The sequence below is a fragment of the Roseburia amylophila genome (assembly GCF_025567465.1).
Taxonomy (GTDB): Bacteria; Bacillota; Clostridia; order Lachnospirales; family Lachnospiraceae; genus Roseburia_C; species Roseburia_C amylophila.
Genome location: NZ_JAOQKI010000007.1, coordinates 25,369 through 46,351 on the forward strand (window position 1 = coordinate 25,369; position 20,983 = coordinate 46,351).

Consider the following 20,983-nt stretch of genomic DNA (forward strand, 5'->3'; position numbering starts at 1 on the left):
TTGAAGTGGAAGTAAGTACAATAAACGCTGCGGTATTTGCTAAAATGTTTTTGGCCGGAGCAAAGAATCTCGAAGCAAAAAAAGAGTGGATTAATGAACTGAATGTTTTCCCTGTACCGGATGGAGATACAGGAACCAATATGTCTATGACAATTATGTCAGCAGCAAAGGCAGTAAGCGAGCTTGAAAATCCGACCATGAAGGAACTTGCAAAGGCAATTTCCTCGGGTTCATTAAGAGGAGCAAGAGGAAACTCAGGAGTTATCCTTTCCCAGTTATTCCGTGGATTTACCAAGGTGATTGCAGAATATGATGAGCTTGATGTAGTGATTCTGACAGAAGCTATGCAGAAGGCTGTTGAGACTGCATATAAGGCAGTTATGAAACCAAAGGAAGGAACGATTCTTACTGTTGCTAAGGGGGCAGCCAACAAAGCATTAGAACTTTGTGATGATACTGATGATATTGTATTCTTTGTAGATGAAGTTATTAAAGAAGCAGACCATGTGTTAAGCAAGACACCGGATATGCTTCCTGTATTAAAACAGGCTGGCGTAGTAGATTCCGGCGGACAGGGACTGGTTCAGGTATTAAAGGGCGGTTATGATTCCCTGATTGGCAAAGAAATTGATTACAGCATTGAAGGTTCTGTAGCATCTGCAGGTGTTATGAAGATTACTGCTGAGACAGAAGCTGATATTAAGTTTGGTTATTGTACCGAATTTATCATTGTATTAAATCAGCCATTAACAGAGAAGCAGGAGCATGAATATAAAAACTTCTTAGAGTCCATTGGTGATTCTATCGTTGTTGTGGCAGATGATGAGATTGTGAAAACCCATGTACATACCAATGACCCTGGTCTTGCCATCCAGGAAGCATTGAAACATGGTTCATTAAGCAAAATCAAGATTGATAATATGCGTGAAGAGCATCAGGAAAAACTAATCAAGGATGCTGAGAAACTCGCAAAAGAGCAGAAAGAGGAAGAAACCAAAGAAGAAAAGACAGAGGAACCAAGAAAAGAAATGGGCTTCATTTCCGTATCCATAGGTGCAGGTGTCAATGAAATCTTCAACGGACTTGGCGTGGATTATATCATCGAAGGTGGTCAGACCATGAACCCAAGTACCGAGGATATGTTAAATGCCATCGACCATGTGAATGCAGATAACATCTTTATTCTTCCAAATAATAAGAATATTGTACTGGCTGCAAATCAGGCAGCATCTTTAGTAGAAGATAAGAAGATTATTGTTATTCCAACCAAGACAATTCCACAGGGAATTACAGCACTGATTAACTTTATTCCGGATCAGTCGGCAGAGGAAAATGCAGAACGTATGACCGAGGAATTAGAAAATGTAAAGACCGGTCAGGTAACTTATGCAGTCCGTGATACCGTAATCGATGACAAAGAGATTAAACAGGGCGATTATATGGGAATTGGCGACAAGAGCATCCTTGCTGTTGGTAAGGATATCAAGAGCACTACAGAAGATATGGTTGCTGAGATGGTAGATGAAGAATCTGCGATTATCTGTATCTATTATGGTGAAGAAGTAACAGAAGAAGATGCCAATGCATTAGGTGCTGCTTTAGAAGAGAAGTATCCGGAGGTAGAAGTGGAGATTCACTTTGGCGGACAGCCAATTTACTATTATGTAATATCAGTAGAGTAACAGGAGTGTTTATGGACAGAAATGCACCCATTCAGGAATTGAATGGAGTTGGACCAAAAACTGAAAAAATATTGCAAAAACTTGGAGTATATACCGTTGGGGATATACTCCTTGCTTTTCCAAGGGATTATAAGCGGATGCCGGAGCCGGAGCATATCAGTGTGGCAGAGCCGGAGAAAGTCTATGCTTTTCATGTACGGCTGTGTTCTTCTCCGGTAACGAGAAATACCAGAGCCATGCAGATATCTACTGCGCAGTTTAGCGATGGAACAGGGAAAGTAGAGGCGGTCTGGTTTCGGATGCCCTATATCTGTAATCAGCTGAACCGGGAACCGGAAGTAATATTATATGGAAAGCTGACCTTAAAAAATAAGAAATATGTCATGGAACAGCCGGCAGTGTGGAAGCCGGATGAATACAGGAAAATGCAGATATCCCTGCAACCGGTATATTCTCTGACTAAGGGAATATCCAGCAAGCAGTTTGGTAAACTTGTACATACAGCCCTTGACAGTGTAAAAGAAGATGGTGAATATATTCCGGAAGAAATCTTAGCCCGCCATCAGTTTATGGGATTGAGAGAGGCATTGGAAAAAGTGCATTTTCCAACAGATTTAGAAGAACTGACCGGAGCAAGAAAACGTCTTGCTTTTGACGAATTTTTCTTATTTCTGCTACAGATACAGCGGTTTAAGGAACATCATGAGCAGACGCCGAATGGATTTCCGGTAGTAAGGGATGAATTTATTGAAGTGGTGGCAGAACAGCTTCCGTTTCCACTGACAAATGCCCAGAAGAAAACACTGGAAGATCTGGAAAAAGATATATACAGTCCTTATGCCATGCAGCGGTTGATACAGGGGGATGTAGGCTCCGGTAAGACCATTCTTGCATTCCTAATTATGGCAAAATTTGCTCATGAAGGTTATCAGACTGCTATTATGGCACCAACTGAGGTTCTGGCAAGACAACATTATGACACTTTTCAGAAATGGATTGCCATGTTTGAACTGGACTTTCCTGTTATTCTTCTTACTGGTTCGTTGACCACAAAGGAAAAACGTGAAGCATATGCGAGAATGGAAACAGAACAGAATGCCATGATAATTGGAACCCATGCATTGATACAGGAAAAGGCACTTTATCAGAAGCTGGCGCTGGTAGTAACGGATGAACAGCATCGTTTCGGGGTAAGACAGAGGGAGACACTGGCAGATAAGAGCAGCCGGCTGCCACATGTACTGGTTATGAGTGCGACTCCGATTCCGCGGACCCTTGCAATAATTCTTTACGGAGATCTGGACATCTCGGTAGTAGATGAACTTCCGGCAGAACGTCTTCCGGTCAAAAATTGTGTCGTCGGACCAAAAATGCGGGAGAAATCCTGGAATTTTATTTTAGATGAAGTTCAAAAAGGACATCAGGCATATATCATCTGTCCTCTGGTAGAAGCAAATGAGGAATTGGAATTGCAGGATGTTACTTCATATGTAAAGAAATTAGAACAATATTATGGAGACAGAATCAGCGTAGGATTACTTCATGGAAAAATGCGCCCGGCAGAGAAGAATAAAGTAATGGAAGCCTTTGTCACTGGTGAAATCCAGGTTCTGGTTTCTACAACGGTAGTGGAAGTAGGTGTAAATGTGCCGAATGCCACCGTTATGATGATTGAGGATGCACAGCGTTTCGGGCTGGCACAGCTCCATCAGCTGCGGGGACGTGTCGGAAGAGGAAATGCACAATCCTATTGTATTCTTATGAATTCTTCCAATGGAAAGAATGCCAAAGAGAGATTGAATATTCTGGCGGGCTCTAATGATGGATTCTATATTGCCAGTGAAGATTTGAAAATGCGTGGACCAGGAGATTTCTTCGGGGTACGTCAGAGTGGTTTGATGGAATTTAAAATTGCAGATGTCTTTTCGGATGCCGATATGCTTTCTATTGCATCCGAAGAAGCAAAAGAATATGTCGAAAAGTGTAACTTAAACGATTGCGAAAAAGACATGAGACTTGAAACAACACTGAAAAATGCGTATAAAATGACAGAATATAGCACAAATATTTAGAAAGTTTCGAAAAATAAGAAACAATTTGTGAAATATTTACGAAAATTAACGCAAAATCCCTCGTTTTTATTGCTAAATTGCCTAAATGTTGATACAATAAGTACAAAATTACAATTTAGTGAAAGCGGGGGATATATTTTTATGGCTAAGAAGAAAAAAGGGAAGAAAATTAGCACGAAAATGTTAAGTGCAATGCTCCCGGTACTGATTCTTGGTATGGCTGTATTAGGGGCAGTCAGTGTATTTTCCAGTAAGCAGATTATTGACGATGAGATTGGGAAGGAAATGACGCTGAGTCTGGAAAACGAGAAGACAGAGGTAGAGTCACAGATGCAGTCTGCGGCAAGCCTTGCAAAACATATGGCTGGAATTGTTGGGATTACTTATGAAAATGAGGAACTGCTGGCATATGTTAATTTCTTAAATACCATGATTTATGAGGAGGATTTTATTTATGGTGCCGGAATTTATTTTGCACCGAATAAGTATGACTCCAAACAGCGTTTTGTAGGACCTTATGTATATAAGGATGGAGATACGCCGATTCTGACTTATGACAGGAGCCAGTCCTCTTATGATTATGTAAGCAGGGATTTCTACAAGATTGTTTCGAATGGTGAAACAGAACCAAAGTTTACAAAGGCATATCATGATGAGGTTTTAGACTGTGATATGGTAAACTGTTCTGCACCGATGTATAATGCAGATGGAACTTATATGGGATGCGTAACTGTTGATATTACGCTGGATGAGATTCAGAATCTGGTCAGCCAGATGTCAGTAGGAAAAACAGGAAAAGCATTTCTGATTTCGTCGGATGGAACCTATCTTTATACACAGGATTCCGGTAAAATCATGAATGAGAAAATAACGGATTCTAAAAATAGTTCTCTTGCTAAAGTAGGAACAAAAATGTTAGATTCTGATAGTGGAAAAGCCTGCTTTACAGAAGGAATTACCGGATATACGGTATATTATGAGACAATTCCGGATCTGGACTGGAAGCTTGGAATTGCGATTGAAAATTCAGAACTGAATGCACCGGTTATCAGCCTTGGAATTAAGCTGGCAATCATTGCGGCAGTGATTCTTATTATTATGATACTTGTGATTTTATCACAGGTAAAATCAGTTTCCAGACAGATTAATAGAGTTAAGAACTTTGCTGTACAGCTGGCAGAGGGTAACTTTAAAGTACAGTCGCTTGAGAGCAGACGCAGTGATGAACTAGGAGCAATGGGACAGTCTTTAAATGAAATGTATGGAAATAATAAGGACATGATTTCAAAAATCAGTGGTCATGCAAAACTTCTGAGTGATTCCAGCATTGAACTGAAGCGTTCGGTAGAGGAATTAAAGAAGGATTATGAGATGATAGAGTCACTGATGAATCAGGTTAATTCCGATATGACATCTTCCAGTGCAGCGACGGAAGAAGTAAATGCTGCGGTAGAGGAAGTGAATTCCTCTGTTAATATGCTGGCTTCTGAGACAGAAAAGAGTCTGGAACTGGCAGGAGAAATTAAGAAGCGTGCAAATGGAATTGAAGATACCAGCCGCAATGCTTATGAACTTGCCAATAAGCTTGCAGCGCAGAACAGAGCTGGTCTGGAGGAGAGTATTAAGAATGCAGATGTTGTAAAATCCATTGGCGCATTGGCAGAAGTGATTTCTGAAATCGCAGATCAGATTAACTTACTGTCCTTAAATGCTTCCATTGAGGCCGCCCGGGCAGGAGAACAGGGAAAGGGATTTGCAGTTGTTGCCGGAGAAATTGGCAATCTGGCAGGTGAGACTACAGCTGCAGTTAATAAGATTAAAGAAACAATTGGCGAAGTAGAACATGCCTTTAGCGGAATTGTGGAACAGTCACAGTCTATGTTAAACTTCGTGACAGATACGGTTGCACCGGACTACGATACTTTTGTCAATGTAGCACAGCAGTATGGAGATGATGCCCAGGCAATCGAAAAATTTTCCAATGATATTGCCCAGATGGCAGTAAACATCGAGACAATCATTCATGAAGTCAGCCAGGCAGTATCCAGTGTAGCGGAATCTTCCCAGAATACAGTGGATAATAGTGGACAGATTATGCAGTCTGTAAATTCAGTATCTGCAGTTGTTGGAGAAGTGTCTGAAATGTCTTCCCAGCAGGAAAAGATTGCCGGAGAATTAAAAGAGGTTGTCGGAAAATTCGTATTGTAATAAGTGTTACTGCATGTGTCATGATAGAAAAATGATATAGAAAGAAAAGGGGGAACCTGAGAAAGGGGCTGTTCACCGATTCCGGTGGACAGCCTCTTCTGACATCTAAGCGTGCAATGAAAAAGATGCGTTAACGTTCAGCCATCTGCTTTTCCTGCGCCTCAATCATTTTCTTTACCATATAACCGCCTACGGAACCATTCTGACGGGAAGTTAAATCCCCATTATATCCCTCAGACAGTGGTACACCTAACTCACTTGCAACTTCGAATTTGAAACGGTTTAATGCACTTTGTGCTTCTGGAACAGAAGATTTTTTCGAACGATTAGACATAGTAAATTTCCTCCTTAGCATTTGTATATAACCGAATGGTTACAATACTATTATCTACCGATAAAAAAGGATAATACTAATAAATATTCACTTTTTTGGAATAATCTTGAAAAAGCTCTTGACACATACAAGTATAATTGTATACAATTATTCAAGAATATTTGTGAATCAAAAGGAGTGTGTTCCATGAGAGAAGTCGTTATGAATGAAAAAACTAATCTATTACAGTTGGAAGAGCATTTTTATCAGCTTGTAGATGTTGAGGAACCAAATGTATTCCGCAATCTTTTTCCATATGAGGAAATTCCGAAAATTGCATTTAATGACAGAATCGTTCCGCATAATATGCCGGAGGATATCTGGATTACTGATACAACATTCCGTGATGGTCAGCAGTCAAGAGCACCATATACCACAGAACAGATTGTAACCATCTATGATTACTTACATAAATTAGGCGGACCAAAGGGTAAAATTCGTCAGAGCGAGTTCTTCTTATATAGCAAGAAGGATCGTGATGCCGTATATAAATGCTTAGAGCGTGGTTATAAATTCCCGGAAGTCACCAGCTGGATCCGTGCCAGCAAACAGGATTTCCAGCTTGTAAAAGATTTGGGACTGCGTGAAACCGGTATTTTGGTAAGCTGCTCCGATTATCATATTTTCTATAAAATGAAAATGACCAGAAGCGAAGTTATGAATCTTTACTTAAGTGTGATTCGTGAATGCTTAGAGACTGGAATCAGTCCAAGATGTCATTTGGAGGATATTACACGTTCTGATATTTACGGATTTGTAATTCCGTTCTGCTTAGAGCTGATGAAGTTAATGAAAGAATACAATATTCCGATTAAGATTCGTGCCTGCGATACCATGGGATATGGTGTAAACTTCCCGGGAGCAGTAATTCCGCGAAGTGTACCGGGTATCATTTACGGACTTACCACACATGCAGGAGTTCCTTCTGAATTGATTGAATGGCATGGACACAATGATTTCTATAAAGCAGTCAATAACTCGACCACAGCATGGCTTTACGGTGCATCCGGCGTAAACTGTTCCTTATTTGGTATTGGTGAGAGAACCGGTAACACACCTCTGGAAGCAATGGTATTTGAATATGCGCAGTTAAAGGGTACCCTGGATGGAATGGATACCAGAGTTATCACAGAACTGGCAGAATATTATGAGAAGGAATTGAATTATAAGGTTCCAAGCCGTACACCGTTTGTCGGAAGTAATTTTAACGTTACAAGAGCAGGTATCCATGCAGACGGACTTTTGAAAAATGAAGAAATTTATAACATTTTTGATACCGAAAAATTCTTAAATCGTCCGGCACTGGTATCTGTTTCCAATACATCAGGACTTGCTGGAATTGCACACTGGATTAATACCTATTACCGTCTCAGTGATGACCGCAAAGTAGATAAGAATTCGGAACTGGTAAAGACCATCAAACAATGGGTAGACGAGCAGTATGATGAGGGACGTGTAACTGTAATTACAGATAACGAACTTGTAGTACAGATAACTGACTGTTGTAAAAAACTCGGAATTGTATTATAAATTAAGGAGGCTTTATCGTGGGTGAAGAAGGATATTCTTTAAGCGGAAGAGTATTTCATACGATTCGTGAAAATATTTTATCCGGAAAATACAAGTGCGATGAAGAATTGAAAGAAAAAAACCTGGGTGATGAACTTGGTGTCAGCCGTACGCCGGTAAGAGAAGCCTTAAGGCAGCTTGAACTGGAAGGCCTTGTCAGAATCATTCCAAACCGCGGAGCATTCGTAGAGGGAATTACGAAAGAAGATGTAAAAGATATCTATGAAATCCGTGCACGGCTGGAGGGACTTTGCACAAAGTGGGCGGCAGACAGAATTACCAAGGATCAGATAGCAGAACTGGAAGAAAACATTTTTCTGGTGGAATTTCATGCTAAGAAGAAAAATTATGCACAGATATTGGAGCTGGATAATAAGTTTCATGAGGTGCTTTATGAAGCTTCCGGAAGCAAAATGTTAAAGCATGAATTGTCTGCATTTCATCATTATGTGGAAAGAGTTCGAAAAATCACTTTGTCAATGCCGGATCGTGTGGTAAAATCAAATGATGAACATAAAAAGATTGTAGAAGCATTGAAGCAGCGCAATGCAAAAGAAGCAGAACTGCTTGCGACAAGTCATATGTTAAATACTATTGAAAATATGGATAATTATGGCTGGGACAATCTGCTGAAATAGTAAATGGAGGATAGAAAGATGGACAAAATTAAAATGACTACCCCTTTGGTTGAAATGGACGGAGACGAAATGACAAGAATCCTTTGGAAAATAATTAAGGATGAACTGTTATTACCATTTATTGATTTGAACACAGAATATTATGACCTGGGTCTTGAACATCGTAATGAAACGGATGATCAGGTAACTGTAGATTCTGCAAATGCAACAAAGAAATACGGTGTTGCAGTAAAATGTGCTACCATTACACCAAATGCAGCACGTATGACGGAGTACAACTTAAAGGAAATGTGGAAGAGTCCGAATGGAACTATCCGTGCAATGTTAGATGGAACGGTATTCCGTGCACCAATCGTTGTAAAGGGAATTGAGCCATGTGTTAAGAACTGGAAGAAACCGATTACCATTGCAAGACATGCTTACGGTGATGTATACAAGGCTTCTGAAATGAAGATTCCGGGACCGGGAAAATGTGAACTGGTTTATACAGCAGAGGACGGAACAGAAACAAGAGAGCTGATTCATAACTTTACCGGAGCAGGTGTTGTCCAGGGACAGCATAACTTAAATGATTCTATCGAAAGCTTTGCAAGAAGCTGCTTTAGCTATGCACTTTCTACCAGACAGGATTTATGGTTTGCAACCAAGGATACCATTTCCAAAAAATATGACCATACTTTCAAAGATATTTTCCAGGAAATCTTTGATGCAGAATATAAAGAAAAATTCGAAGAAGCAGGAATTACCTACTTCTATACCTTAATCGATGATGCGGTAGCCCGTGTGATGAAAGCAGAGGGCGGCTTTATCTGGGCATGTAAGAACTATGATGGAGATGTTATGAGTGATATGGTATCATCTGCATTTGGTTCCCTTGCCATGATGACTTCCGTACTGGTATCACCGGCAGGATATTATGAATATGAAGCTGCACACGGAACAGTTCAGCGTCACTATTATAAACACCTCAAGGGAGAAGAAACATCCACCAACTCCGTAGCAACTATTTTTGCATGGACCGGAGCACTCCGTAAGAGAGGTGAATTAGATGGCAACCAGGAGTTAAGCACATTTGCCGATAAACTGGAAAAAGCCTGTGTAGATACGATTGAATCCGGAAAGATGACCAAAGACCTTGCACTGATTACTACAATTGAAAATCCGACTGTATTAAACAGTGAAGACTTTATCAAGGCAATCCGTGCTACATTAGAGAAAATGTTATAAATTTTATACTCCGGGAGGGCAGAATAGTGTGCCGTCCCGGAATTTTCAGCTATAAAAAGCCCTTGTAAAGAATGCTTTACTTATGGGGTGAAGAGAAAAAGTGAGGAGACTTCCATGATTTTAGCCTGTCAGAATATCAGTAAATCCTTTGGGACAGACACCATAATACAGAATGTTTCTTTTCATGTAGAAGATAATGAGAAAACAGCAATTGTCGGCATCAATGGTGCCGGCAAATCTACGTTATTGAAAATTATAGTGGGAGAGCTGGCACCGGACAGTGGCGAGGTAACCGTTGCAAAAGGAAAAACCATCGGTTATCTTGCCCAATATCAGGATAAAGACAGCAACGAGACCATTTATAATGAAGTGCTTCATGCCTGCGATGCATTAATCGAAAAAGAAGAAAAGCTTCGTAAAATGGAAGAAGACATGCAGCATGTAAGCGCAGATGAATTAGAAAAATATATGGAGCAGTATAACCGTTTCAGCCATGCCTTTGAATTAGAGGGCGGACTGACTTTTCGCAGTGAGATAAACGGTGTGTTAAAGGGACTTGGTTTTTCGGAAAATGATTTCGGAAAGAAAATGTCAGAGTTATCCGGAGGACAGAAGACCAGAGTTGCATTAGGCAGACTTCTGGTAACCAAGCCTGACATTATCATGCTCGACGAGCCGACCAATCACCTTGATATGGCATCGATTGCATGGCTTGAAAACTATCTTTTGAATTATAAAGGAGCCGTAATTATCGTAGCCCATGACCGTTATTTCTTAGACCGGATTGTTACGAAGGTAGTGGAAATATCCCGCCATACGGCAACGGTATTTCCGGGAAATTATACCGCATATGCGAGGCAGAAGGAAATACAGCGGGAAAGTCTTTTGCGACAGTATTATAACCAGCAGCGGGAAATCAAGCACCAGGAAGAAGTAATATCCAAGTTAAAATCCTTTAACCGGGAAAAGTCCATTAAGCGTGCGGAAAGCCGTGAGAAGGCATTGGATAAAATAGAACGTATTGAGAAGCCAATCGATGAAAAAACAGATATGCATATTACATTGGAGCCGGAAATTACCAGTGGAAATGATGTACTTTCGGTGAAAGGACTTTCAAAATCTTATGAGCATAAACTGTTTTCAAACATTGATTTTCAGATTAAGCGAGGGGAAAAAGTTGCCTTAATCGGAAATAACGGTACCGGGAAAACCACCATTTTAAAGATTATCAATGGAATTGTAGACGCAGATGCCGGGGAGATAAAGCTTGGAAGCAATGTGGAAATCGGATATTACGATCAGGAGCATCAGAACTTAGACCCGGATAAGACGTTATTTGATGAAATTGCAGATGCTTATCCGAATCTGAAGGCAACGAAGATTCGAAATGTGTTAGCGGCATTTTTATTTACGGATGATGATGTGTTTAAGCGGATTCGTGATATCAGTGGTGGAGAAAGAGGTCGTGTTTCACTGGCAAAACTGATGTTATCCAATGCGAACTTCTTAATTTTAGACGAGCCGACCAACCACCTTGATATTATGTCAAAGGAAATTTTAGAGTCAGCCATCAATTCCTATACCGGAACGGTGCTTTATGTATCCCATGACCGTTATTTTATTAATAAAACTGCCAGCAGAATTCTTGATTTAAAGAATGAAACAATTCTAAATTATATTGGAAATTATGATTATTATCTGGAGAAAAAGGAAGTTCAGGAGTTAGCGGCGTTTGGCACAGCCACACAGGATCGTGCAGACAATTCAGCAGCAAAAGGAAATGTCATTGTTTCTGATGGAACTGGAGAAAAAAATGGAACAGAGCAGATATCCGGCGGAGGAAAACAGAAGTTAAGCTGGGAAGAAATGAAGAAACAGCAGGCAGCAAAACGTAAGCTGGAAAATGAATTAAAGCGTACAGAAGATGAAATTGCTAAGAGAGAGGCAAAGATAGAAGCATTAAATGATGAACTGTCAAAGCCGGAGGTAGCATCAAATTCCTATGAATTAAACAAAATCCATGAGGAGCAGATGCAGGAAGAGGCAGCGCTGGAAGAACTCTATGCAAAATGGGAAGAATTAAGTTTACAGAAAGATTGTTAAAGTTGTAACACATTGACATCCTTTCGGCAAGAAACTATAATTATTGTAGGGTATTGAGAGCAGGAGGAACTGGCAGAATGAGCAAAGAAATATCACAGGCAGTAATTCGTAGAATGCCAAGATATTACCGATATCTGGGGGAACTTTTAGATGAAGGGGTAGAACGTATTTCATCGAATGAACTGAGTGCAAGAATGAAAGTGACCGCATCGCAGATCAGACAGGATTTAAATAATTTTGGTGGTTTTGGACAGCAGGGATATGGTTACAATGTACAATTTCTGTATGAAGAAATCGGAAAGATTATGGGATTAAATGAACAGCATAATATTATTATTATTGGAGCTGGTAACTTAGGACAGGCGCTTGCTAATTATGTGAAGTTTGAAAAACTCGGTTTCGTCATAGTAGGATTGTTTGACGTGAATCCGGAGTTATGCGGAAAATCCATTCGTGGCAATAAAATCGAAATGATTGATAAACTGGAAGAATTTGTAAAGACACATAAGGTAGATATTGCTACACTGACTATGCCGAAAGAAAAGGCAGATGCTGTGGCAAACCAGCTGGTAAGCCTTGGTGTACATGCAATCTGGAATTTTGCCCATGTGGATCTGGAAGTGTTGGATGAAAATGTTGTAGTGGAAAATGTACATTTATCAGACAGCCTGATGCAGTTATCCTATAATATGACAAAGAACAAAAGGGAAAAGGAAACGCTGGAATAGAGGTGTTTTGCATGAAAGATGACAAGGAATTTCTGGAAGCATTAGAAAGCAGAAAAGTACCAATACTTGTATTGGATCAGAAATGGCACAGGCTTTTTGCTTTAAGTGGAAAAACCAGTGAAATCAAGCAGCTGGAAGAAAAGGTAAATCAGTTGTTAGAACAGCAGGGAAAGCTTAATAATGATTTGAAAGAACTGAAAAAGACAAAGAATCGGTTGATGAAAAGCATTGTTGTCAACATGGAAGGAACTCATGAGGAAAATGAGGGGGATATTTCTTCCAGAAAATTAGATGAAGACAAGAGACTGATTGATGAAGTCAATGTCAAAATGGAAGAAATTGAGGATGAATTAATTGAACTTCCACGAAATATAAACAGTGCAAATCAGGAACTTATGTTAGAAAGCATGCGTTATTGCTATGAGAGACTAAGACAGAACAGCAAAGAAGCAGATGAAATTACGGCCTGGATTGATAAGGTAAGGGTAGAACTTAAGAAAAATATCATCAAAAAACAGAATCGTGAAATCAACAACCGGCAGATTTATTCTTATATGCATGATATTTTTGGTGTGGATATTTTAAATATATTTGATCTGCGGCAGGAAGATGAAGACCGACTGCAGGGAAAAAAAGCGGTGGAAAATGCGGACGAAAGGAATTAATTTATGGAATATCTTGTAAATTCCCGGGAAATGAAAACATGTGATACCAATACAATCGAACATTTTAAAGTGCCATCCATGGTTCTAATGGAGCGGGCAGCACTTTCTGCGATAGAAGTAATACAGGAAAAAGAAATTTCATGTAACCGCGTGCTGGTAGTGTGTGGAACCGGAAATAACGGCGGCGATGGTATGGCAATTGCAAGATTGTTATACTTATCCCACATTCCGGTTGAAGTATATCTCTATGGAAATAAAACGCATTTTTCAAAGCAGGCAAAAGAACAGTATGAAATCTTGGCATCATATGGTGTACCATTTATTGATGAAATGGAGGATGCAAATTCCTACAGCCTGATTATTGATGCGTTATTTGGTATAGGATTATCACGAAAATTAGATGATGAACTGGTGCATTTGATGGAACGGCTAAACCAGAGCAGTGCCCACAGGCTGGCAGTGGATATACCATCCGGTGTCTCGGCAGATAATGGAGCTGTATTAGGTGGTGCATTCAAAGCAGATGATACTGTAACCTTTGCTTACTGCAAGACCGGAATGGTGTTATTTCCTGGTGCAGAATACTGCGGAAATATTACGGTTAAGGATATCGGAATTGGAGAAGAAAGCTGGTTAGATAAAAGACCTGCAGCTTATGCAATCACAAAGGAAGATTTAAATTTTTTAAATAATCGTGCTGCTGATTCGAACAAGGGAACCTTTGGAAAAGTCCTTCTGGTTGCCGGAAGCGTGAATATGGCAGGTGCGGCGGTTCTTGCAGCAAAGGCAGCTTATCGCAGTGGCTGTGGTCTGGTGAGAATATATACACCGGAAGAAAACCGTATTATCTTACAGACAGCAGTGCCGGAGGCAATTCTTACTACCTATTCTGCAAAAAAGGCTGATACACAGCAACTGATAGAATGTCTGTCCTGGGCAGATGTTATTATTTTAGGACCTGGAATTGGCAAAAGTGATGTGGCACACAGTATTGTAAAGACGGTACTTAAGAATGCGGCAGTACCAATGGTAGTAGATGCCGATGCATTAAATATCATAGCAGAGCAGACCGAACAGCTTCTTCGCCCGCATACAGAACTGGTATTAACGCCACATCTGGGGGAAATGTCCCGGTTAAAACAGCTTGCCGTTTCCTATATCAAAGAAAATATTGAGCAGGTTGCGGAAGATTTCGCAAGGGAATATAATGTAATCTGTGTTTTGAAAGACAGCAGAACGGTAACGGCAATTCCTTATGGGAAAACATTTATTAACCGGAACGGTAACAGCGGAATGGCTACTGCGGGAAGTGGTGATGTACTGAGCGGAATTATTGGAAGTCTGATGGCGCAGGGCTTATCTGCAGAGCAGGCGGCACCGCTTGGGGTATATGTACATGCGGCGGCAGCAGATGAACGGAGCAAAACAGTTTCAAAGCATGGACTGACTGCAGGCGAAATTATAAACGGATTATCCGATGTGTTGTCATAATAATAATTTGAGGTGAATGAAATGAAAAGATATAGCAGGGTATATGCCAGCGTGAATCTGGATGCGGCCATTGAGAATATGGAGGCAATGCACCGGCTTTTAAAGAAAGATACCAGCATGTTTGCGGTAATTAAAACAGATGGATACGGACATGGTGCAACGGAACTTGCCCGTGTATTAGAACCGCTTCCGTATCTCCATGGCTTCTGTGTGGCCACAGTGGAAGAAGGCGTAATTTTAAGAAATCATGGAATTAAGAAGCCGATTCTGATTCTTGGTTTTGCATTCCCGGATGAATATGATATTATTGTAGAACAGAAATTAGAGCCTGCCGTATTTACGTATGATATGGCAGTTGCACTTTCTGAAGCTGCAACAAAGAAAAATCAGGATGTGGCAATTCACATTGCAGTGGATACTGGAATGAGCCGGATTGGTTATCAGGTGGAAAAAGAAAATGCAGGAGAGATAGCGCAAATCAGTAAGCTGCCACATATAATAATGGAGGGGATTTTTACCCACTTTGCAAGGGCAGATGAAAAAGACAAAACGGGTGCCCATAAGCAGCTTGAACTGTTTCAGAAAATGATTGCAATGTGCAAAGAAGAAGGCGTTATTTTCCATCATGCACACTGTTCAAACAGTGCAGGAATTATTGATTTGCCGGAAGCAAATATGGACATTGTAAGAGCGGGAATTACATTATACGGACTCTGGCCATCGGATGAAGTGCAAAAAGACAGACTGCCAATGCACCCGTTAATGGAATTAAAGAGTCATGTTTCTTATGTAAAGACACTGCCGGCTGGAAGGGAAATCAGCTATGGTGGAACCTATACCACAACCAGAGAGACGAAGGTGGCAACGATTCCGGTCGGTTATGGAGACGGTTATCCGAGAACTTTATCTAACAAAGGTTCTGTACTGATTCAGGGAAAAAGAGTACCGATTCTTGGCAGAGTCTGCATGGATCAGTTTATGGTGGATGTTACTGATGTGCCGGATGTTGTCGTTGGAACAGAGGTAACACTTCTTGGCAGAGACGGCGATGAAATCATTACAGCGGAAGAAATCGGGGATTTATCCGGCAGATTCAATTATGAATTTGTCTGCTGTCTTGGTAAACGTATTCCAAGAATCTATTTCGAAAACAACAAAGAAGTAGAACAGAAAGATTATTTTCAGGATTAGAACAGTATACACTCGATAAAATTGGTAATACTTTCAGTAAAACCTATTCTATGGAGTGTATATTATGATTATCAGACGAGGAGATATCTATTATGCGGATTTAAGACCGGTAGTAGGCTCGGAACAGGGCGGAATCAGACCGGTTCTGATTATACAGAATGATGTAGGAAACCGGCACAGTCCTACGGTTATCTGTGCCGCAATCACATCACAGATGAATAAAGCGAAGCTGCCGACCCATGTGGAGCTGTCCTGTCATGAATATGACATTGTAAAAGATTCGGTTATTTTATTGGAACAGCTTCGTACCATTGACAAGACACGATTAAAAGATAAGGTGTGTCATCTGGATGGAAAAATTCTGTCGAAAATCGACAAAGCACTGAAGATTAGTCTGGAATTATATACATAACTTGACTATTTTTGCCTAAAATGTTATATTTTTCAGAAATATGTATAAAAAGGAGAGTATTCAAAAATGGATGACGGAGGGAGTCCGAATACAGGATTTTTTAAAAAAATTTTTCATAAACTTCCATTCAAAGATTCCGAGGATGTAACAGAGGAAGAAATTATTTCCATGGTAAATGAAGGCCATGAGCAGGGAGTCCTTCGGGAAAATGAAGCGGAGATGATACATAATATCTTTGAATTTGGTGATAAAGAAGCCGGTGATATTATGACACACCGTAAAAATATTTCTGCACTGGATGGAAATGACATTTTTGAAGATGTAATCACTCTGGTGATAGACAGCCATTATTCGAGAATGCCGGTATACTCTGATACCATAGACAATATTATCGGAGTATTACATATCAAAGAGACCTTATCCTACAGCAGACAACCGGAGCTTTTAAAGAAGCCGATTAAGGAAATTGACGGGTTAATCCGTCCGGTGGATTTCATACCGGAGACACGCAACATCAATGCATTGTTTCAGGAGATGCAGTCGGCAAAAGAGCATATGGTAATTGTTGTGGATGAATATGGTCAGACAGCCGGACTGGTCACCATGGAGGATATCTTAGAGGAAATCGTCGGAAATATTTTAGATGAACATGATGAGGAAGATACCTATATAGAGAAGAAACCGGACGGAACATTTGTAATGAATGGAATGACACCGTTAGAGGAAGTAGGGGAAGCGCTGAATCTTGATTTTGAAGATGAGGATTATGACACCTTAAATGGTCTTCTGATTTCGCTTATTGATAAAATTCCATCGGAGCACGAAGTCTTTGAAGTAAAATACAAAGGCTATATTTTCGAAGTACTTTCCGTGGAAGATAAGATGATAAAATATGTACATGTTGTTCCAGAAAGGTCAGAATCTGCCGAGTCTGACACTGCGACTTGTCAGCAGGATGAAAAAATGGTAGAATAATACACGAAATATGGATAGAAAAGAGGATTTATTATGTCAGGACATTCCAAGTTTGCCAATATCAAACATAAGAAAGAGAAAAATGATGCGGCAAAAGGAAAAATATTTACAATTATAGGACGTGAAATTGCAATTGCGGTAAAAGAGGGTGGAGCAGACCCTGCTAACAACAGTAAATTAAGAGACGTAATTGCAAAAGCAAAGGCGAATAATATGCCAAACGATACCATCGAGCGTGGTATTAAAAAAGCAGCCGGAGACGGTGATTCCGTAAATTATGTACAGGTTACTTATGAAGGATACGGTCCAAGCGGAACTGCAATTATTGTAGACGCATTAACCGATAACAAGAACCGTACCGCTGCAAATGTAAGGAATGCATTTACAAAGGGACAGGGAAATATCGGAACACAGGGTTGTGTATCTTACCTTTTTGACCAGAAGGGTCAGATTATCATTGCCAAGGAAGACTGCAATATGGATGCAGACGATTTGATGATGATGGCATTGGATGCCGGAGCAGAGGATTTCTCAGAAGAGGAAGACAGCTTTGAAGTAATTACAGCACCGGATGATTTCAGTGCAGTACGTGAAGCTTTGGAAGCAGAAAATATTCCAATGGCAAGTGCTGAGGTTACCATGATTCCTCAGACTTATGTTTCTTTAACAGACGAGAAAGATATTACCAATATCCAGAGAATCCTAGATCTTCTGGATGAAGATGATGATGTACAGGAAGTATATCACAACTGGGAGGAATAAAACTGATACCTGCATTTATCAGAGACAATGATAGATAGATGCAGGTATTTTCTAATAATATATTACATATGGTATAAAGGAGAAGGAAAGATGGAAGAGAATTATCAGATTGAGACAAAATGTATTCAGTCTGGCTGGAAACCAACCAAGGGGGAACCGAGAGTATTACCGATTTACCAGAGCACTACATTTAAGTATGATACCAGTGACCAGATGGGACGGTTATTTGATTTAGAGGAAGCCGGATATTTTTATACGAGACTTCAGAATCCGACCAATGATGCAGTAGCTGCAAAGATTGCAGATTTAGAGGGTGGTATAGCAGCAATGCTGACCTCATCCGGACAGGCAGCCAACTATTTTGCAGTATTTAATATCTGTGAAGCAGGAGACCATATTGTGGCATCCAGCTCCTTATATGGTGGAACCTTTAATCTGCTGGGAACCACACTTAAGAAACAGGGAATTTCCTGTACCTTTGTGGATCCGGATGCATCGGAAGAAGAGCTTTCAGCGGCATTTTTACCAAATACCAAGGCGGTGATTGCGGAGACTTTATCTAATCCATCCCTTGTAGTACTTGATATTGAGAAGTTTGCACATGTTGCCCATGCACATGGGGTACCACTTATCGTAGATAATACATTTGCAACACCGATTAACTGCAGACCTTTTGAATGGGGAGCAGATATCGTAACTCATTCTACTACCAAGTATATGGACGGACATGCCATGGCAGTGGGTGGATGTATCGTTGACAGTGGTAATTTTGATTGGGAAAAATATAAGGATAAATATCCGGGGCTGACACAGCCGGATGAATCCTATCATGGAATTATATACACTCAGAAATTTGGTAAGCTGGCTTATATCGAAAAAGCAACAGCACAGCTTATGCGTGACCTTGGTTCCATTCCATCCCCAATGAATTCTTTCTTACTGAATGTCGGGCTGGAAACTTTACATTTAAGAGTGCCAAGACATTGTGAAAATGCCCAGAAAGTAGCAGAATATTTAAATGCAAATGATAAAGTGGCATGGGTAGATTATCCGGGCTTAAGGGATAACAAATATCATGCACTGGCAGAAAAATATATGCCAAATGGCACCTGTGGTGTTATTGCATTTGGCTTAAAGGGTGGTAGGGAAGTATCCGTATCCTTTATGGATCATCTGAAATTAGCTGCAATTGTAACACATGTAGCAGATTCCAGAACCTGTGTCCTGCATCCTGCCAGCCATACACATCGTCAGATGACAGATGAGCAGTTAATTGAAGCAGGTGTAGCACCGGATTTAATCCGGCTTTCCGTTGGAACAGAAAATGTAAAAGACATCATTGCAGACCTGGAACAGGCATTGGAGAATGTATAAGCAGAAAGGGGTAGCAAAATGAAGAAAATTCTATTTGCAGCATCAGAATGTGTACCATTTATTAAAACCGGAGGGCTTGCGGACGTGTGTGGTGCACTGCCAAAGGAATTTGACCCTCAGTATTGGGATATTCGTGTGGTAATTCCAAACTATAGTTGTATACCGGAACATTTCCGGAGCCAGTTTGAATATGTAACACATTTTTACATGGGAACAGGTTCTTATATCCCAAGCAAATATGTGGGCGTATTAAAATATGAATTAGATGGAATTACATATTACTTTATTGATAATAAAGAGTATTTTGACTGTTTTTCACCTTATGGAAATATCAGACAGGATATCGAAAAATTCTGTTTCTTTGATAAGGCAGTATTATCTATGCTTCCTGTTATCGGCTTCCAGCCGGATATTATCCATTGTCATGACTGGGAAACAGGTCTCATTCCGGTATATCTGAAAAACGAGTTTCAGGGAGATATGTTCTTCTGGGGTATGAAATCTGTTATGACTATTCATAACTTAAAATTCCAGGGTGTATGGGATATTAAGACCATGCAGGGGTTAACCGGACTTCCGGCATCACTTTTTACACCGGATAAGCTGGAATATAAGAAAGATGCTAATATGTTAAAGGGTGGTCTGGTTTATGCAGACTACATTACCACAGTCAGTGATTCTTATGCCAATGAGATTCAGACAGAATATTATGGGGAAGGTTTAAATGGTCTGCTTTCCGCCCGTCATTATGATATGCAGGGAATTGTAAACGGTATCGATTATCAGGTTTACAACCCGGCAACAGATAATAAGATTTACTGTAACTATGATGCTGAGTCATTCCGCAAGAAGAAAGTCAATAACAAGCTGAAATTGCAGGAAGACTTAGGACTGACCGTAGATAAGAAGAAATATATGATTGGTCTTATTTCGCGTCTGACAGACCAGAAGGGTTTAGATTTGATTAACTTCGTTATCGACCGTATTGTAGATGACTTTACACAGCTTGTAGTAATTGGAACCGGTGAAGGCCAGTATGAGAACATGTTCCGTTATTATGCATGGAAATATCCGGATCGTGTATCTGCAAATATCTGTTACTCCGATGACCTGGCACATAAGTTATATGCATCTGCCGATGCCTTCTTAATGCCATCCCGGTTTGAGCCATGTGGACTGACACAGCTTATTTCATTCCGCTACGGAACAGTGCCAATCGTCCGCGAGACTGGTGGATTAAAAGATACTGTTATTCCATATAATGAATATGAGAATACCGGAGACGGATTCTCATTCAGTAATTACAATGGGGAGGAAATGCTTTCTGTCATTAATTATTCCAAACACATTTTCTTTGACAAGAAGAAACAGTGGAACCAGATTATTGACCGTGGCATGGCAAAAGACTTCTCCTGGAAGAGTTCTAAGTGCCGTTATGAGAACCTTTACAATTATTTAAAAGGCTGGCCGGTATAAAAAAGAATATCATGTAGATAATAAGACAGACAGTGTA

At 40.2% G+C, this 20,983-nt stretch carries 17 protein-coding genes; 16 read left to right on the top strand and 1 reads right to left on the bottom strand.

The annotated features are described in order from the left end of the window. Positions 1-5: 5 nt before the first annotated feature. From OCV43_RS05685 to OCV43_RS05695, 3 genes are all read left to right on the top strand, one after another. Positions 6-1,682, top strand: coding sequence for a DAK2 domain-containing protein (locus OCV43_RS05685; RefSeq protein WP_262623613.1), 1,677 nt, complete (start codon positions 6-8; stop codon positions 1,680-1,682). Between the two features lie 11 nt (positions 1,683-1,693). After that, positions 1,694-3,754 (top strand): ATP-dependent DNA helicase RecG, encoded by a 2,061-nt coding sequence (recG, locus tag OCV43_RS05690; protein WP_262623614.1) that lies wholly within the window; start codon positions 1,694-1,696, stop codon positions 3,752-3,754. 141 nt (positions 3,755-3,895) lie between these two features. Continuing rightward, positions 3,896-5,962: a methyl-accepting chemotaxis protein gene (locus OCV43_RS05695; RefSeq protein ID WP_262623615.1), complete on the top strand. Its 2,067-nt coding sequence runs from the start codon at positions 3,896-3,898 to the stop codon at positions 5,960-5,962. Between the two features lie 130 nt (positions 5,963-6,092). On the opposite strand, the gene OCV43_RS05700 is transcribed toward OCV43_RS05695, so the two are convergent. Further along, on the bottom strand, positions 6,093-6,296 hold the full coding sequence (locus OCV43_RS05700) for an alpha/beta-type small acid-soluble spore protein (protein WP_022243767.1): 204 nt from the start codon (positions 6,294-6,296) through the stop codon (positions 6,093-6,095). A 186-nt stretch (positions 6,297-6,482) separates the two neighbouring features. On the opposite strand from OCV43_RS05700, the gene OCV43_RS05705 reads away from it, so the two are divergent. The 13 genes from OCV43_RS05705 (at position 6,483) to glgA (ending at position 20,946) form a co-directional block, all read left to right on the top strand. Next, positions 6,483-7,865 carry an isopropylmalate/homocitrate/citramalate synthase gene (locus OCV43_RS05705; RefSeq protein WP_022243768.1) on the top strand — a complete coding sequence of 461 codons (1,383 nt, stop codon included), beginning with the start codon at positions 6,483-6,485 and terminating at the stop codon, positions 7,863-7,865. Positions 7,866-7,882: 17 nt separating this feature from the next. Beyond that, entirely contained in the window at positions 7,883-8,542 is a 660-nt protein-coding gene (locus tag OCV43_RS05710) for a GntR family transcriptional regulator (protein WP_262623617.1), read from the top strand. A gap of 18 nt (positions 8,543-8,560) precedes the next feature. Continuing rightward, a complete protein-coding gene (locus OCV43_RS05715) occupies positions 8,561-9,769 on the top strand; it encodes an NADP-dependent isocitrate dehydrogenase (protein ID WP_227709513.1) in 1,209 nt (402 codons plus the stop codon). A gap of 114 nt (positions 9,770-9,883) precedes the next feature. Beyond that, positions 9,884-11,872 carry a ribosomal protection-like ABC-F family protein gene (gene abc-f, locus OCV43_RS05720; protein ID WP_262623618.1) on the top strand — a complete coding sequence of 663 codons (1,989 nt, stop codon included), beginning with the start codon at positions 9,884-9,886 and terminating at the stop codon, positions 11,870-11,872. 77 nt (positions 11,873-11,949) lie between these two features. Next, positions 11,950-12,600 carry a redox-sensing transcriptional repressor Rex gene (locus OCV43_RS05725; protein ID WP_118172605.1) on the top strand — a complete coding sequence of 217 codons (651 nt, stop codon included), beginning with the start codon at positions 11,950-11,952 and terminating at the stop codon, positions 12,598-12,600. 11 nt (positions 12,601-12,611) lie between these two features. Then, positions 12,612-13,265, top strand: coding sequence for a hypothetical protein (locus OCV43_RS05730; protein ID WP_022243773.1), 654 nt, complete (start codon positions 12,612-12,614; stop codon positions 13,263-13,265). A 3-nt stretch (positions 13,266-13,268) separates the two neighbouring features. Then, the gene (locus OCV43_RS05735) at positions 13,269-14,756 is read left to right on the top strand and encodes an NAD(P)H-hydrate dehydratase (RefSeq protein WP_227700112.1); all 1,488 of its coding nucleotides are present in this window, start codon (positions 13,269-13,271) and stop codon (positions 14,754-14,756) included. 21 nt (positions 14,757-14,777) lie between these two features. Then, positions 14,778-15,947, top strand: coding sequence for an alanine racemase (alr, locus tag OCV43_RS05740; RefSeq protein WP_262623619.1), 1,170 nt, complete (start codon positions 14,778-14,780; stop codon positions 15,945-15,947). 64 nt (positions 15,948-16,011) lie between these two features. Beyond that, positions 16,012-16,359 carry a type II toxin-antitoxin system PemK/MazF family toxin gene (locus OCV43_RS05745; RefSeq protein ID WP_022243776.1) on the top strand — a complete coding sequence of 116 codons (348 nt, stop codon included), beginning with the start codon at positions 16,012-16,014 and terminating at the stop codon, positions 16,357-16,359. Between the two features lie 66 nt (positions 16,360-16,425). Further along, positions 16,426-17,334 carry a hemolysin family protein gene (locus tag OCV43_RS05750; protein ID WP_022243777.1) on the top strand — a complete coding sequence of 303 codons (909 nt, stop codon included), beginning with the start codon at positions 16,426-16,428 and terminating at the stop codon, positions 17,332-17,334. A 33-nt stretch (positions 17,335-17,367) separates the two neighbouring features. Then, positions 17,368-18,096, top strand: coding sequence for a YebC/PmpR family DNA-binding transcriptional regulator (locus OCV43_RS05755; protein WP_118172601.1), 729 nt, complete (start codon positions 17,368-17,370; stop codon positions 18,094-18,096). A 90-nt stretch (positions 18,097-18,186) separates the two neighbouring features. Then, complete coding sequence (locus OCV43_RS05760) at positions 18,187-19,470, top strand: O-acetylhomoserine aminocarboxypropyltransferase/cysteine synthase family protein (protein WP_118540653.1); 1,284 nt, start codon at positions 18,187-18,189, stop codon at positions 19,468-19,470. An 18-nt stretch (positions 19,471-19,488) separates the two neighbouring features. Beyond that, positions 19,489-20,946 (top strand): glycogen synthase GlgA, encoded by a 1,458-nt coding sequence (gene glgA, locus OCV43_RS05765; RefSeq protein WP_262623620.1) that lies wholly within the window; start codon positions 19,489-19,491, stop codon positions 20,944-20,946. Positions 20,947-20,983 lie beyond the last annotated feature (37 nt).

Coding starts and splice junctions, on each gene's coding strand:
- OCV43_RS05705 (WP_022243768.1), top strand. CDS start 6,483: ATGAGAGAAGTCGTTATGAATGAAAAAACTAATCTATTACAGTTGGAA.
- OCV43_RS05715 (WP_227709513.1), top strand. CDS start 8,561: ATGGACAAAATTAAAATGACTACCCCTTTGGTTGAAATGGACGGAGAC.
- glgA (WP_262623620.1), top strand. CDS start 19,489: ATGAAGAAAATTCTATTTGCAGCATCAGAATGTGTACCATTTATTAAA.
- OCV43_RS05730 (WP_022243773.1), top strand. CDS start 12,612: ATGAAAGATGACAAGGAATTTCTGGAAGCATTAGAAAGCAGAAAAGTA.
- OCV43_RS05695 (WP_262623615.1), top strand. CDS start 3,896: ATGGCTAAGAAGAAAAAAGGGAAGAAAATTAGCACGAAAATGTTAAGT.
- OCV43_RS05760 (WP_118540653.1), top strand. CDS start 18,187: ATGGAAGAGAATTATCAGATTGAGACAAAATGTATTCAGTCTGGCTGG.
- OCV43_RS05735 (WP_227700112.1), top strand. CDS start 13,269: ATGGAATATCTTGTAAATTCCCGGGAAATGAAAACATGTGATACCAAT.
- OCV43_RS05745 (WP_022243776.1), top strand. CDS start 16,012: ATGATTATCAGACGAGGAGATATCTATTATGCGGATTTAAGACCGGTA.
- abc-f (WP_262623618.1), top strand. CDS start 9,884: ATGATTTTAGCCTGTCAGAATATCAGTAAATCCTTTGGGACAGACACC.
- OCV43_RS05755 (WP_118172601.1), top strand. CDS start 17,368: ATGTCAGGACATTCCAAGTTTGCCAATATCAAACATAAGAAAGAGAAA.
- OCV43_RS05750 (WP_022243777.1), top strand. CDS start 16,426: ATGGATGACGGAGGGAGTCCGAATACAGGATTTTTTAAAAAAATTTTT.
- OCV43_RS05700 (WP_022243767.1), bottom strand. CDS start 6,296: ATGTCTAATCGTTCGAAAAAATCTTCTGTTCCAGAAGCACAAAGTGCA.
- OCV43_RS05725 (WP_118172605.1), top strand. CDS start 11,950: ATGAGCAAAGAAATATCACAGGCAGTAATTCGTAGAATGCCAAGATAT.
- recG (WP_262623614.1), top strand. CDS start 1,694: ATGGACAGAAATGCACCCATTCAGGAATTGAATGGAGTTGGACCAAAA.
- alr (WP_262623619.1), top strand. CDS start 14,778: ATGAAAAGATATAGCAGGGTATATGCCAGCGTGAATCTGGATGCGGCC.